Origin of the sequence: Streptomyces sp. NPDC020884 (genome assembly GCF_044333935.1) — a bacterium.
Taxonomy (GTDB): domain Bacteria; phylum Actinomycetota; class Actinomycetes; order Streptomycetales; family Streptomycetaceae; genus Streptomyces.
Window position 1 is genome coordinate 420,376 of the sequence record NZ_JBIRRY010000003.1, and the last position, 13,867, is coordinate 434,242.

Genomic DNA, 13,867 nt, shown 5'->3' on the forward strand with positions numbered 1-13,867 from the left:
GACCTAGTTGGCGCTCAGGAGCTTCAGCTCCGGGTGGGCGGTGCCGCCCTCGATCGCGGTGGAGGAGATGTGCGAGACCACGCGCTCGTCGACCGGGTCCAGCGCCGGGTCGTCGTGCACGACGAGGTGCTCGTACGTGGTCGCGCGCTGGGCGGGGACCCGGTCCGCCTTGCGGATCAGGTCGATGATCTCCAGCCGGTTGGAGCGGTGCCTGGCCCCGGCCGAGGAGACGACGTTCTCCTCCAGCATGATCGAGCCGAGGTCGTCCGCGCCGTAGTGCAGCGACAGCTGGCCGACCTCCTTGCCGGTGGTCAGCCAGGAGCCCTGGATGTGGGCGACGTTGTCGAGGAAGAGCCGGGCGATGGCGATCATCCGCAGGTACTCGAAGAGCGTGGCCTGCGTCTGCCCCTTCAGCTTGTTGTTCTCCGGCTGGTAGGTGTACGGGATGAAGGCCCGGAAGCCGCCCGTGCGGTCCTGGACGTCCCGGATCATCCTCAGGTGCTCGATGCGCTCGGCGTTGGTCTCGCCGGTGCCCATCAGCATGGTGGAGGTGGACTCGACGCCGAGGCCGTGCGCGATCTCCATGATCTCCAGCCACCGTTCGCCGGACTCCTTGAGCGGGGCGATGGCGGTGCGCGGCCGGGCGGGCAGCAGCTCGGCGCCGGCGCCGGCGAAGGAGTCGAGCCCGGCGGCGTGGATCCGGCTGATGGCCTCCTCGGCGGAGACCTTCGAGATCCGGGCCATGTGCTCGATCTCGGAGGCGCCCAGCGAGTGGATGACCAGCTGCGGGAACGCCTTCTTGATCGCGGAGAAGTGCTCCTCGTAGTACTCCACGCCGAAGTCCGGGTGGTGGCCGCCCTGGAACATGATCTGCGTGCCGCCCAGCTCCACGGTCTCCGCGCAGCGGCGCAGGATGTCGTCGAGGTCGCGGGTCCAGCCCTTGTCGGTGGCCTTGGGCGGGGCGTAGAAGGCGCAGAACTTGCAGGCCGTCACGCACACGTTGGTGTAGTTGATGTTGCGCTCGATGATGTACGTCGCGATGTGTTCCGTACCGGCGTAGCGGCGGCGGCGTACGGCGTCGGCGGCGGCGCCCAGCGCGTGCAGCGGCGCGGACCGGTAGAGGTCGAGCGCCTCCTCCGGAGTGATCCGACCGCCCTCGGCGGCTCGGTCGAGGACGGGCTGAAGGTCGGCCTTCTCGGTCACCGGGCTGTCACCTTTCGGCGGTTTTTCTACGGATCCTCGGACCGATCCAGCGTACGCCAGCCCCTTGCCCGATCAGCCGCCGGACCGGGTGAGCTTCCCGTACGGAAGGCCCGCGGCGCGTTCCTTCGAGCGGTAGTCCAGGGTGCCGTCCTCGGCGAGGCGGAAGACCAGGTCGGCCTCGGTGGCGGTGCACAGGCCGGGCGTGCTGGGGCGGTCCGGGTCGGTGCGCTCGCGGATGTTCAGCTCCTTCGCGGTGCCGGAGGCGAGGGTGCCGACGCTGTTGCAGGTGACGGTGATGCCGAGCTGGGAGATCGTCGTGCTCATCCGGACGACCGTCGCGCCCCACTTCCCCGCGGTGAAGACGGCGGTGAGGGTGCCGTGCGGCTGGCCGGTCGTCTTCTCGGTGACCGGCCCCTTCCAGGTGCCCAGGTAGGCCTTCGGCAGCTCGCCGGCCGGGGCCCCGCTCGCGTCGTCGGACTCGGCGGGCGTCGGCTTCCCGGAGGCGGGCGAGGAGGCGGAGGCGGACGGGGTCGCCGCGGCGTCGGTGCCCTGGTTCCGGTCGGCGCTGCCGCCCGGGAGGAAGCCGTCGAGCAGACCCGTGCCGAAGGTGACGACCGCGAGCGCGCCCGCCACGGCCAGGGCGACCGTGCAGCTGACACGGCGGCCGCGGCGCTCCCCGGAGGCCGGCCGGTTCTCGGCGCTGACGGTCAGGGAGAGGCGGGGGTCGCCCGCGCGCTGGCCCGGCAGCCCGCCGGGGCCGTGCGCGCCGTCGCCGCCCTGGCGGTAGGTCCCGGCGTGCGTGGGGGGCGGGGGCACGGTGGAGGCGGGTTTCGCGCGCGGCGGCGTCGGGGGCGGGGGCGGGGGCGGCGTCCCGTACGCGTCGTCCTGCGGATGCGGCGTGCCGTAGGCGTCGTCCTGCGGATGCGGTGTCCTGAACGGCGCGTCCTGCGTCGCCTCCTGCGGACGCGGTGTCCCGTACGGGGCTTCCCGTGCCGCTTCCTGCGCCGCATCCCGCGCCGCTTCCTGCGGACGCGGCGTCCCGTACGGCGCTTCCTGCGGGCCCTGGCCGGGCGGGCCGAACGGCCCGCCCCGGCCCGGGGCGGCCGTTCCCGGCAGCGCCCCCAGCGACGCGCTGCTGAACGGCACCGGCCCCGACTGCACCGGCGCGTCCTGCGGTTCCAGGTCCAGCAGCGCCACCGCGGACCGGCTGACCTCGCGCACCAGGCCGCCGGGCAGCCAGCCGCCCGCCACCATCGCCGCCGCCCCGCCGGGGGCGAGCGCACCGGCGAGTTCGGCCGGGGCGGGCCGGGCCGCCGGATCCTTGGCGAGGCAGCCCGCGACCACCTCGCGCAGCTCGCCCTCCAGGTCGCCCAGTTCGGGTTCCTCGTGCACCACCTTGTAGAGGAGTACGGCGGAGGAGTCTCCCGGGAAGGGGGCCTCGCCTGTCGCCGCGTACGCCAGGACGGCGCCCAGTGAGAAGACGTCGGCCGCACCCGAGACGTCCCCGCCCCTGATCTGCTCGGGCGCCATGTAGCCGGGCGAGCCGACGGAGACCCCGGTGGAGGTGAGCGAGACGGTCGCGCCGAGGGCCCGTGCGATGCCGAAGTCGATGAGGCGGGGACCGTCGAGGGCGAGCAGCACGTTGGACGGCTTCACGTCGCGGTGGACGATGCCCTGGCCGTGGACGACGGCGAGAGCCTCGGCGAGTCCCGCGCCCAGGGTGCGTACCGCGTGCTCGGGCAGGGGGCCGTGCTCGGTGATCGCCTGGGAGAGCGGCGGCCCGGCGACGTAACCGGTCGCCACCCACGGCACCGGGGCGTCCGGGTCGGCGTCCAGGACCGGGGCCGTCCACTGGGCGCCGATGCGCCGGGCGGACTCCACCTCGCGCCGGAACCGGGCGCGGAACTGCTCGTCGAGGGCGAAGTGGGGGTGGACGACCTTGACCGCGACCGTGCGGCCGCCCGCGCTGCGCCCCAAGTAGACCCGGCCCATGCCGCCCGCGCCGAGCCTGCCGAGCAGCCGGTAGGCACCGATGGTGTGCGGTTCGCCCGCTTCCAGCGGCTGCATATGGACTCCCCCTGTGAACCCTGCGGTCGGTGAACCCCGTGGACGGTAATCCCTGCGGACGGTCCGGACTCGGACCGAAGCCTAGGGGGCGCCACCGGCGCGGTCACCGGGAAACGGCCGGACCATTCCCCCTTCTCCGGTCAGGAGGGGATCTTTTCGCCCCGGGGAAAGGCGCGAATGTGTTGTTCCGCCGCCCCTCCTCCATTCCCCGTACGGGAACGGGAAAAGGGAATTCCCCGCATTCCCCGGCCCCGGCCTCCGGCCCCGGCTCCCGGCTCAGCCGCCGAGCAGCTCCACATGGACGTCGGCGGGGTAGCCGGTGTCCTTACCCGTGCGGCGGGCGAACTCGCGGACACCGGCCAGCTGGTCCGGGCCGAAGCGGAAGTCGAGCGTCGTGAAGTACTGCTCCAGCACCTTCGCGTCGAAGGACTCCCAGCGGGCCGCCTGCTCCGCGACCTTGGCGACCTCCTCCAGGGAGAGGTCCCGGGAGGCCAGGAACGCCTCGTGGACCTGGGCCGCCTGTTCGGGCCGCGCGGCGAGGAAGTCCTTGCGGGCCGCCCAGACGGCGAAGACGAACGGCAGCCCCGTCCACTCCTTCCACATCTGGCCCAGGTCGTGGACCTGGAGCCCGAGCCGAGGGGCGTCGTGCAGGTTGGCGCGCAGTGCGGCGTCGCCGATCAGCACGGCGGCGTCCGCCTCCTGCATCATCAGCCCCAGGTCGGGCGGGCAGGTGTAGTAGTCCGGCCGGACGCCGTAGCGCTCGGCCAGCAGCAGCTGGGCCAGCCGCACCGAGGTGCGGGAGGTGGAGCCGAGCGCCACCCGGGCCCGGTCGAGCTGCTCCAGCGGGAGCTGGGAGACGATCACGCAGGACATGACGGGCCCGTCGCAGCCGACCGCGATGTCGGGGAAGGCCACCAGGTCGTCGGCGTTGCGCAGGTACTCCACGAGGGTGACCGGGCCGATGTCCAGGTCCCCCCTGATCAGCTGCTCGCTGAGCCGCTCCGGGGTGTCCTTGGAGAGTTCCAGGTCGAGCAGGGTTCCGGTCCGCGCCAGGCCCCAGTACAGCGGGAGGCAGTTCAGGAACTGGATGTGGCCGACGCGGGGCCGGCTGCGACGGTCGTCGTCGCCTTCGCGGGGGGAGACGGTTGAATTGTCCACATCGCGAGGCTAGACCCGTATCCGGCCACGGGCACCACCGGGGCCCGCGCGCCCTGCCCCACGCCCCCTCCGCACTCCCCTCCACACCCTCGCCCGCACCCTTGCCCGCACCCCGTTTCACACCCCGGTCCGCACCCCCTTCCGGGGGCCTCTCACCGGACGCCCGGCGGGGCGGTCAAACATTCGGGAGAGGTGATCTTTCCCTCTACCGCTCGCCGGAGACTGCGTGCTAGGCTCGCCCGCAAGTTGCAGTTTGGTTTCCCTTGCAGTACAGAGCCTGCGGAGCATGTAACCCGCAGGCTTTTGTAGTTTTCAGACTTGTTTGCAGGTTCTGGAGCAGGGCAACCCTTTGGCCCAAGGAGGGCTTATGGCTACCGGAACCGTCAAGTGGTTCAACGCTGAAAAGGGCTTCGGCTTCATCGCCCAGGACGGCGGCGGCCCGGATGTCTTCGTTCACTACTCCGCGATCAACGCGTCCGGGTTCCGCTCCCTCGAGGAGAACCAGGTCGTGAACTTCGACGTCACTCAGGGACCCAAGGGTCCGCAGGCTGAGAACGTCACCCCGGCCTAGTTGCCCGGGTCGGTCGATCGCGGCCGTACACAGTAGTACCCAAGGAGCCCCGCTCCCCCGCCTCGGCGGAGGAACGGGGCTCCTGCCTGTTCCCGGGGGCCATCACGACAACCGGTGCGGGTGGCCGCTTGACCTTCACACCGTGTGAAGCCGTGCAGTGGGAGCCATCATGTTCACCATCGGAGACTTCGCCCGGTACGGACGGGTGTCGCCCCGGATGCTGCGTCACTACGACGCCATCGGGCTGCTGCACCCCGACCGCACCGACCCCGCCACCGGCTACCGCCTCTACGGCGCGGCCCAGCTGGCACGGCTCAACCGGATCATCGCGCTCAAGGACCTCGGCTTCACGCTCCACCAGGTGCGGGACGTCCTGGACGAGCGGGTGGGGCCGGAGGAGCTGCGCGGCATGCTGCGGCTGCGCCGGGCCGAGCTGGCGGAGGCGGTGGCGGCCGCGTCGACGCGGCTGGCCCGGGTCGACGCGAGGCTCCGGTCGATCGAGAGCGAGGGGCAGATGCCTGCCGACGACGTTGTGATCAAGACCGTTCCCGCGGTCCGGGTGGCCGAGCTGACCGGGACGGCCGCGAGCTACCAGCCGCAGGACATCGGGCCGGTGATCGGCCCGCTGTACGAGCAGCTCTTCCCGCTGCTCGAGGGCGCGGGCGTCCGGCCGACGGGACCGGGCATCGCACGCTACGAGGACGCCCCCGGGGACGGCGGCGCGATCACGGTGCACGCCGGCGTGACGGTGTCGGCCCCGGTGGGCGCGGTCGGCGACACGGGGGTGAGCGTGGTGGAGCTGCCGCCCTTCGAGGCGGCGACGATCGTGCACCGGGGCGCGATGGACGACGTGATGCCGACGGTCCAGACCCTGGCCCGCTGGCTGGACGCCAACGGCTACCGCTCCACCGGCTACAACCGCGAGGTCTCCCTGGAGTGCCCGGCGGACCGGGAGCAGTGGGTGACGGAGCTCCAGGAACCGGTGGCGAAGGCCTGATCCGGCGTACGGGGAGGGGAGACGGCACCGCCCCTCCCCGTGCGTACGGCTACGCGCCCGCCCAGAGCCCGTCCGGCGTGAGTCCCAGCAGTTCGATCGCGTTGCCCCGGACGATCCGGTCGACGACGTCCGGGGCCAGGTGCCCCATCTGCTCCTCGCCGACCTCGCGGGAGCGGGGCCAGGTGGAGTCGGAGTGCGGGTAGTCCGTCTCGTACAGGACGTTGCCGACGCCGATCGCGTCGAGGTTCTTCAGTCCGAAGGCGTCGTCGAAGAAGCAGCCGTAGACATGCTCGGCGAAGAGTTCGGACGGCGGCCGGTGGACCTTCTCGGCGACGCCGCCCCAGGCCCGGTTCTCCTCCCAGACCACGTCGGCGCGCTCCAGGATGTAGGGGATCCAGCCGATCTGCCCCTCCGCGTACATGATCTTCAGGCCCGGGAAGCGTTCGAACTTGCCGCTCATCAGCCAGTCGACCATCGAGAAGCAGCAGTTGGCGAAGGTGATGGTGGAGCCGACGGCGGGCGGGGCGTCGGCGGAGGTGGACGGCATCTTCGACGAGGAGCCGATGTGCATGGCGATCACGGTGCCCGTCTCGTCGCAGGCCGCGAGGAACGGATCCCAGTCGTCCGCATGTATCGACGGAAGCCCGAGATGGGGAGGTATCTCGGAGAACGCGACCGCGCGCACGCCCCGCGCCGCGTTGCGCCGGACCTCGGCGGCGGCGAGTTCCGCGTCCCACAGCGGGACGAGCGTGAGCGGGATGAGGCGGCCGTGCGCCTCGGGGCCGCACCACTCCTCGACCATCCAGTCGTTGTACGCGCGCACGCCGAGGAGCCCCAGCTCGCGGTCGCTCGCCTCGGTGAACGTCTGCCCGCAGAACCGCGGGAAGGTCGGGAAGCAGAGCGCGGACTGGACGTGGTTGACGTCCATGTCGGCGAGCCGTTCCGGGACCGAGAAGGAGCCGGGCCGCATCTGCTCGTAGGTGATGATCTCCAGCTTGATCTCGTCCCTGTCGTAGCCGACGGCGGTGTCGAGGCGGGTGAGCGGGCGGTGCAGGTCCTCGTACACCCACCAGTCGCCGACCGGCCCGTCGTCGCCCTTCGCGCCCATCACGGGCGCGAACCTGCCGCCCATGAAGGTCATTTCCTTCAGCGGTGCGCGGACGACGCGCGGTCCGGAGTCCGCGTACCTGGACGGGAGCCGGTCCCGCCAGACATGAGCGGGCTCCACCGTGTGGTCGTCCACCGAGATGATCTTCGGGAAGGTCTCCATGCGTTCCACGGTAGCGCGGATCTGACGAACCGTCAGCTAGTGCGTACGCATGGGCACGGGTCACGGCACGGGGACGCCGCCGGACACCGCACGGGGCACGGTTCCCGAATCGTTGTCGAGGGCTTGTGCAGAGCGTCACCCACTGCTGACGAGTCCACCCGAGACAAGGCAGACTGTTGAGCGCGATACCAGCGGTACCGCGCCATCCGGATGCATACCGCACTTCGACGCACGGGCGGACATTCGGGCACGGGCACCACCGGCAGGATCCGCAGACGAGCGGGACCGGCAGGCGAGCAGGACAGGGGGCATCAATGGACCGTGACAACGGGCCACGCGTGCGCGTACCGGAGCAGCGTGCTCCGGAGAAACCGGGTACGGCGCACGCCCTCAGGTTCACCGTGCTCGGCCCCGTACGGGCCTGGCGGGGCTCGGAGCTGCTCTCCTCCGGCTCGCCCCAGCAGCGCGCCCTGCTGGCCGCGTTGCTGCTGCGCGAGGGCCGGACGGCCACCGCGGGCGAGCTGATCGACGCGTTCTGGGGCGAGGACCCGCCCTCGCAGGCGCTGGCCACCATCCGGACGTACGCCTCCCGGCTGCGCAAGATCCTGGGCCAGGACACCCTGGTGAGCGAGTCCGGCGGGTACGCGATCCGGACCGACCGGGCGGCGCTCGACCTCACGTTGGCGCAGGACCTGGCGGGCGAGGCCGAGAAGGCCCGCGCGGCGGGGGACCGCTGCCAGGCGCGCACCCTGATCAACAAGGTGCTGGGCCTGTGGGACGGCGAGGCGCTGGCCTCCGTCCCCGGGCCGTACGCGGACAACCAGCGCACCCGGCTGGAGGAGTGGCGCCTCCAGCTCACCGAGGCGCGGCTCGACCTGGACCTGGAGGTCGGCTGCCACGCGGAGGCCGTCTCCGAGCTGACCGCGCTCACCGCCGCGCACCCGCTGCGCGAGCGGCTGCGCGAGCTCCTGATGGTGGCGCTGTACCGCAGCGGCCGGCAGGCGGAGGCCCTCGCGGTGTACGCGGACACCCGCCGGCTCCTCGCGGAGGAGCTGGGCGTCGACCCGCGCCCCGAACTGGCCCAGCTCCAGCAGCGGATCCTGCGCGCCGACGAGGAGCTGGCCCGCCCGGCGGACGAGCCGGCCCCGGCGCCCGCGCCGCTGCGCCCCGCACAACTTCCGGCGACCGTGCCCGACTTCACCGGCCGCTCCGCGTTCGTGACCGAGCTGGGCAGCCGCCTGGCCACCGCCGAGGGCTCGGTGATGGCCGTCTCCGCGGTGGCCGGGATCGGCGGCGTCGGCAAGACGACACTGGCGGTCCACGTCGCCCACCAGGCCCGCCGGCACTTCCCGGACGGGCAGCTCTACGTCGACCTCCAGGGCGCGGGGGCGCGGGCGGCGGAGCCGGAGACGGTGCTCGGGGCGTTCCTGCGGGCGCTCGGGACGGCGGACTCGGCGATCCCCGACACGCTGGACGAGCGGGCCGCGCTCTACCGCTCGACGCTGGACGGCCGCCGCATCCTGATCCTCCTCGACAACGCGCACGACGCCGCCCAGATCCGCCCGCTGCTGCCCGGCACGCCGGGGTGCGCGGCGCTGGTGACGAGCCGGGTGCGGATGGTCGACCTGGCCGGGGCGCATCTGGTCGACCTAGACGTGATGTCGCCCGAGGAGGCGCTCCAGCTCTTCACCCGCATCGTCGGGGCGGAGCGGGTCGGTTCGGAGCGCGAGGCGGCCCTGGACGTGGTGGCCGCGTGCGGCTTCCTGCCCCTGGCCATCCGCATCGCCGCCTCGCGCCTGGCGGCGCGCCGCACCTGGACGGTCTCGGTGCTCGCCGCCAAGCTCGCGGACGAGCGCCGCCGGCTGGACGAGCTCCAGGCGGGCGACCTCGCGGTGAAGGCCACGTTCGAGCTCGGCTACGGCCAGCTGGAACCGGCCCAGGCCCGCGCCTTCCGCCTGCTGGGTCTCGCGGACGGCCCGGACATCTCCCTCGCCGCGGCAGCGGCCCTGCTGGACCTGGACCCGCACACGGCGGAGGACCTCCTGGAGGCCCTGGTCGACACGAGCCTGGTGGAGTCCGCCGCTCCGGGCCGCTACCGCTACCACGACCTGGTGCGTCTCTACGCGCGTGCATGCGCCGAGCGGGACGAACAGCCCCCGGTGAAGCGGGAGCTGGCGCTGTCGCGGCTGCTGGACTTCTATCTGGCGACCGCTGCGGGGGTGTACGCGCTGGAGCGGCCGGGGGACCGGCTGGCCGACCACCGGGAGCCCACCCAGTACGGCGGGCTGACGTTCGCCGACCGGCACAGCGCGCAGGACTGGCTCTACACGGAGGCCAACTCCCTGCTCGCCTGCGTGCGGCAGGCGTCGGGGGCCGGGGCGGTACGCCGTGCGGTCGATCTGCTCTGGGCCACCAAGGACCTCGCGGAGTCGGGTGCGAACTCCAAGCAGTACGAGGCCGCGGCGATCACCATGCGCGACCTGGCCCGGTCCAGCGACGACGCGCGGGCCGAGGGCCGGGCGCTGATCACCCTCACCAACGCCCGTCTCGTGGGGGGCCGGTTCGACCAGGCGGAGCAGGACGCGCAGCGTGCCATGCGGCTCGCCCATGCCGTGGGCGATCCGCTGCCGAGCTGCTGGGCCCCCAACGACCTCGGCATCATCGCGCTCTACCAGAACCGCCACGCGGAGGGAGAGGCGTACCTCGAACAGGCCATCGCCAACTTCCGGGCCGACGGCAACCGCCCGGGTGAGGCGAGCGCCCTGTGCAACCTCTCCCGGATCCACCTCGCGATGGGGAACACCGCCAACGCGGTCGCTCTCGCTCAGCAGGGGATCGACATCTACGACGGTCTGGGCCACGCCCTGCGCGGCGCCAACGGCCGGTACGCCCTGGGACTCGCCCTCACCCAGAGCGGGCGGCTCGCCGACGCGACGGAGCAGCTCCACGAGGCGCTGGCCGTGTTCCGGGACAGCCGGCAGCGCCTCTGGGAGGGGATGGCCACCTTCCGCCTGGCGGAGGTGGACCTGGCCGCCGGGCTTCCGGCGCAGGCGGCCACGAAGGCCGAGCAGGCGCTCGCCGTCCTGCGCGGAATCGGCGGGGAGTGGCGGCGCGGCAACGTCCTCACCGTCCTGGGCCAGGCGCTGAACGGAATCGGCCAGCCGGGCCGGGCCCAGGTGTGCTGGCGCGAGGCGCTGGAGATATACGAGACGCTCGGTTCGGCGGAGGCCGGAGCCGTACGGAAGTTGCTGGCTCCCACGCTGCCCGCGTGAAGCCGTGAGCAACGTTCATCATTCGTTTATCGCGCCCCGACATGGTGGTCCCAGTCGTTCCGTCGCGTCGGGGGGCAGACGGGCCGGCCTCGGCCACGCAGGTAAGTTGGACGGCCGAAAGACCCCCGCCCGGCAACCCGACGGGGGAGTTGCCGGGCGGGCCCGTCGAATCCGAGCACAGCCATTCAGGGAGCTGGAGAACACCATGAGCGATGCGAAGAACAAGCCGGTCGTGAAGCCTCTCGACAACCACGCCACGGGCGGGGAGGCCACGACGCAGGACAACCACGCGACCGGTGGCACGGTCAAGCCGCTGGACAACCACGCCACCGGTGGCACGGTCAAGCCGCTGGACAACCACGCCACCGGCGAGCCCGCCTAGACCTTCCCGACGGGGATACGGGGGGAGCGGCCGGGGCGACGCCGAGGGGGAGTCGCCGCGGCCGCGGTACGGGGGAATGTGTGAGGGGCCCGAGTCGGGGGGGGAGCGCTCGGGCCCCTCCCGCATGTCCGGGGGTGGCCTCTACCGGCCCCGCAGCTCCCCCTTCACCACCTTGCCGCTCGCGTTGCGCGGGAGTTCGGTGAGGAACTCCACCGTCCTCGGCACCTTGAAGTTCGCCATCTCGCGGCGGGACCAGGCGATCAGGTCGTCCGCGGTGAGCGTCGCGCCCCGGCGGCGGACCGCGTAGGCCTTGCCGACCTCGCCGAGCCTCGGGTCCGGGACGCCGATGACCGCGACGTCGGCCACGTCCGGGTGGAGGCCGAGGAGCTGCTCTATCTCGGCCGGGTAGGCGTTGAAGCCGCCCACGATGAACATGTCCTTGATCCGGTCCGTGATCCGCAGGTTGCCCGCCTCGTCCAGGACGCCCACGTCGCCGGTGCGGAGCCAGCCGTCCGGGGTCATCGTGGCGGCCGTCGTGTCCGGGTCCTCGAAGTAGCCGGTCATCACGTTGAAGCCGCGGACCTGCACCTCCCCCGGAGCGCCCGGTTCCGCCAGGACTCGGATCTCGGTGCCGGGGATCGCCCGGCCGGACGTGGTGGCCACGACCTCCGGCGCGTCGCCCCGGCGGCACATCGTGACGATCCCGCTCGCCTCGGAGAGGCCGTACGCCGTGAGGACCGTCGCGATGTGCAGTTCGCTGCGCAGGCGCTCCACCAGTTGCAGGGGGACCACCGCCGCGCCCGTCACCACCAGGCGGAGGGCCGACAGGTCGTGGGCGCCCCGGGCCGGGTGGTCCAGCAGCGACTGGTGGAGCGTGGGCGGGCCCGGCAGGACCGAGATCCGTTCCGCCGCGATGTTCGCCAGCACCGTGTCCACGTTGAACACCGGCTGCGGGACCATCGTGGCCCCCCGCATCAGACAGGCGATGATCCCCGCCTTGTAGCCGAAGGTGTGGAAGAAGGGATTGACGACGAGGTAGCGGTCGCCTTCGCGCAGACCGGCCAGATCGCTCCAGATCGCGTACGCGCGCAGCGTCTGCGCATGGGTGATCACCGCACCCTTCGGGCGGCCTGTGGTGCCGGAGGTGTAGATGATGTCGGAGGGGTCCGAGGGGGCGATGGCCGCCGCCCGCTCCCGTACCGCGGAGGACGGGACGCCCGCCCCGCCCGCCAGGAAGTCGGGCCAGCTCGTGTAGTCCTGGGAGGCGGTGTCCGCCAGCACCACCACCTGATCCAGGTCCGGCAGCTTCACCTCCGCCCGCCGCAGCGACGCCACGTACGAGGTGCCCAGGAACGTGCCGGTGACGAACAGCAGCCTGGCCCGGCTGCGCCGCAGGATGTACGCCGCCTCGGTGCCCTTGAAGCGGGTGTTCAGCGGGACCAGCACCGCGCCGGCCGTCACCGCCCCGAGCGCCGAGACGATCCAGTCGGGGGTGTTGGGGGCCCAGATCGCGACCCGGTCCCCCGGCTCCACCCCGGCGGCCAGGCACGCGGCGGCGGCGCGCTCCACCCGCTCGCCCAGCTCGGCGTACGAGAGCCGGGTGCGGCCGTCGGCCACCGCCTCGACGGAGCCGTACCGCCGCGCCGCCGTCCGCACCAGCTCCGGGATGCTGCCCCATTCCTCGTCGCCTCGCATCACGCGCCCTCCTGCCGCCGCACTAGCTGACTATCCGTCAGATTAGCGGTAGCCTCTGCCGCTGTCAGCAGGCGCGACGGTGCGGGAGGTCAGCGGATGGCAACGCTCAAGGACGCGACGGCGATAGTCGGGATCGGGCAGACGGCGTTCGCGAAACGGCTCCCCGAACCGGAGAAGACCCTCGCCTGCCGGGCGATCCTGGCGGCCCTCGACGACGCGGGCATCGCTCCCGCCGAGGTCGACGGCTTCGCCTCGTACACGATGGAGGAGACCGACGAGGTCGAGGTCGCCAAGGCGATCGGCGCCGGTGACGTCACCTTCTTCAGCAAGGTGGGGTACGGAGGGGGCGGCTCCTGCGCCACCCTGGCCCACCTCGCCGCCGCCGTCGCCACCGGGCAGGCGAGCGTCGGCGTCGCCTGGCGGTCGCGCAAACGCGGCTCGGGGCCCCGGCCGTGGAAGAACACCGCCGTCCAACTCCCCACGCCCGCCCAGTGGACCCGCCCCTACGGGCTGCTGCGGCCCGCCGACGAGATCGGCATGCTGGCCCGGCGGTACCTGCACGAGTACGGGGCCACCCGCGACCACCTCTTCAACGTGGCGCTCGCCTGCCGCAACCGGGCCAACCAGAACCCGGCCGCGATCATGTACGACCGGCCGCTGACCCGCGAGATGTACATGACCTCCCGCTGGATCAGCGAACCCCTCTGTCTCTTCGACAACTGCCTGGAGACCGACGGAGCGCTGGCCTGCGTCATCGTCTCCGCCGAACGCGCCCGCGACTGCCGGCGGAAGCCCGTCTACCTCCACTCCGTCGCCCAGGGCCTGCCCGCCCAGCACCACGGGATGGTCAACTACTGGAACGACGACCCGCTCACCGGCCCCGCCTGGGCCGCCGCCCGACAGCTCTGGAAACAGGCCGACTTCGGGCCCGAGGACGTCGACGTGGCGCAGATCTACGACGCGTTCACCCCGCTCGTCCCGCTCTCCCTGGAGGGCTACGGCTTCTGCGGACGCGGCGAAGGCGGCGCGTTCACCGAGGGCGGGGCGCTGGAGAGCGGCGGACGGCTGCCGATCAACACCGGCGGGGGCGGACTCAGCGAGGCGTACGTCCACGGCTTCAACCTCATCACCGAGGGCGTGAAGCAACTGCGCGGCACCTCCACCGCCCAGGTACCCGACGCCGCCACCTGCCTGGTCACCGCGGGCGAGGGCGTGCCGACGTCCGCCGTCCTGCTGAGGAGTTGAGGAGAGG

10 protein-coding genes are annotated in these 13,867 nt (G+C 72.4%); 5 read left to right on the forward strand and 5 right to left on the reverse strand.

The features are described from left to right. Window positions 1-3: 3 nt before the first annotated feature. The 3 genes from mqnC to ACH4UK_RS12880 form a co-directional block, all read right to left on the reverse strand. A complete protein-coding gene (gene mqnC, locus ACH4UK_RS12870; protein ID WP_398356057.1) occupies window positions 4-1,203 on the reverse strand; it encodes a cyclic dehypoxanthinyl futalosine synthase in 1,200 nt (399 codons plus the stop codon). A 72-nt stretch (window positions 1,204-1,275) separates the two neighbouring features. Next, window positions 1,276-3,270, reverse strand: a complete 1,995-nt coding sequence (locus ACH4UK_RS12875; RefSeq protein WP_398356058.1) for a serine/threonine-protein kinase — start codon at window positions 3,268-3,270, stop codon at window positions 1,276-1,278. A 276-nt stretch (window positions 3,271-3,546) separates the two neighbouring features. Beyond that, window positions 3,547-4,428, reverse strand: a complete 882-nt coding sequence (locus tag ACH4UK_RS12880; RefSeq protein WP_398356059.1) for a menaquinone biosynthetic enzyme MqnA/MqnD family protein — start codon at window positions 4,426-4,428, stop codon at window positions 3,547-3,549. A gap of 367 nt (window positions 4,429-4,795) precedes the next feature. On the opposite strand from ACH4UK_RS12880, the gene ACH4UK_RS12885 reads away from it, so the two are divergent. Together ACH4UK_RS12885 and ACH4UK_RS12890 are read left to right on the forward strand one after the other, a co-directional pair. Continuing rightward, on the forward strand, window positions 4,796-4,999 hold the full coding sequence (locus ACH4UK_RS12885; protein ID WP_003967102.1) for a cold-shock protein: 204 nt from the start codon (window positions 4,796-4,798) through the stop codon (window positions 4,997-4,999). Window positions 5,000-5,168: 169 nt separating this feature from the next. Beyond that, entirely contained in the window at window positions 5,169-5,996 is an 828-nt protein-coding gene (locus ACH4UK_RS12890) for a MerR family transcriptional regulator (protein WP_398356060.1), read from the forward strand. A gap of 49 nt (window positions 5,997-6,045) precedes the next feature. Here the strand turns inward: ACH4UK_RS12890 and ACH4UK_RS12895 are convergent, their stop codons facing one another. Further along, window positions 6,046-7,266 carry an amidohydrolase family protein gene (locus ACH4UK_RS12895; RefSeq protein WP_398356061.1) on the reverse strand — a complete coding sequence of 407 codons (1,221 nt, stop codon included), beginning with the start codon at window positions 7,264-7,266 and terminating at the stop codon, window positions 6,046-6,048. A gap of 314 nt (window positions 7,267-7,580) precedes the next feature. Between ACH4UK_RS12895 and ACH4UK_RS12900 the strand changes: the two genes are divergently transcribed. Then, window positions 7,581-10,538, forward strand: coding sequence for an AfsR/SARP family transcriptional regulator (locus ACH4UK_RS12900; protein WP_398356062.1), 2,958 nt, complete (start codon window positions 7,581-7,583; stop codon window positions 10,536-10,538). 205 nt (window positions 10,539-10,743) lie between these two features. Next, window positions 10,744-10,920, forward strand: coding sequence for a hypothetical protein (locus ACH4UK_RS12905; RefSeq protein WP_398356063.1), 177 nt, complete (start codon window positions 10,744-10,746; stop codon window positions 10,918-10,920). A 141-nt stretch (window positions 10,921-11,061) separates the two neighbouring features. On the opposite strand, the gene ACH4UK_RS12910 is transcribed toward ACH4UK_RS12905, so the two are convergent. After that, window positions 11,062-12,615 carry a FadD3 family acyl-CoA ligase gene (locus ACH4UK_RS12910; RefSeq protein ID WP_398356064.1) on the reverse strand — a complete coding sequence of 518 codons (1,554 nt, stop codon included), beginning with the start codon at window positions 12,613-12,615 and terminating at the stop codon, window positions 11,062-11,064. Window positions 12,616-12,711: 96 nt separating this feature from the next. On the opposite strand from ACH4UK_RS12910, the gene ACH4UK_RS12915 reads away from it, so the two are divergent. Further along, window positions 12,712-13,860: a lipid-transfer protein gene (locus tag ACH4UK_RS12915; protein WP_398356065.1), complete on the forward strand. Its 1,149-nt coding sequence runs from the start codon at window positions 12,712-12,714 to the stop codon at window positions 13,858-13,860. Window positions 13,861-13,867 lie beyond the last annotated feature (7 nt).

What these genes read in the sequence shown, in the direction of transcription:
- ACH4UK_RS12895 (WP_398356061.1), bottom strand. Translation starts at nt 7,266, where the DNA reads ATGGAGACCTTCCCGAAGATCATCTCGGTGGACGACCACACGGTGGAG.
- ACH4UK_RS12875 (WP_398356058.1), bottom strand. Translation starts at nt 3,270, where the DNA reads ATGCAGCCGCTGGAAGCGGGCGAACCGCACACCATCGGTGCCTACCGG.
- ACH4UK_RS12915 (WP_398356065.1), top strand. Translation starts at nt 12,712, where the DNA reads ATGGCAACGCTCAAGGACGCGACGGCGATAGTCGGGATCGGGCAGACG.
- ACH4UK_RS12885 (WP_003967102.1), top strand. Translation starts at nt 4,796, where the DNA reads ATGGCTACCGGAACCGTCAAGTGGTTCAACGCTGAAAAGGGCTTCGGC.
- ACH4UK_RS12910 (WP_398356064.1), bottom strand. Translation starts at nt 12,615, where the DNA reads ATGCGAGGCGACGAGGAATGGGGCAGCATCCCGGAGCTGGTGCGGACG.
- ACH4UK_RS12900 (WP_398356062.1), top strand. Translation starts at nt 7,581, where the DNA reads ATGGACCGTGACAACGGGCCACGCGTGCGCGTACCGGAGCAGCGTGCT.
- ACH4UK_RS12905 (WP_398356063.1), top strand. Translation starts at nt 10,744, where the DNA reads ATGAGCGATGCGAAGAACAAGCCGGTCGTGAAGCCTCTCGACAACCAC.
- ACH4UK_RS12890 (WP_398356060.1), top strand. Translation starts at nt 5,169, where the DNA reads ATGTTCACCATCGGAGACTTCGCCCGGTACGGACGGGTGTCGCCCCGG.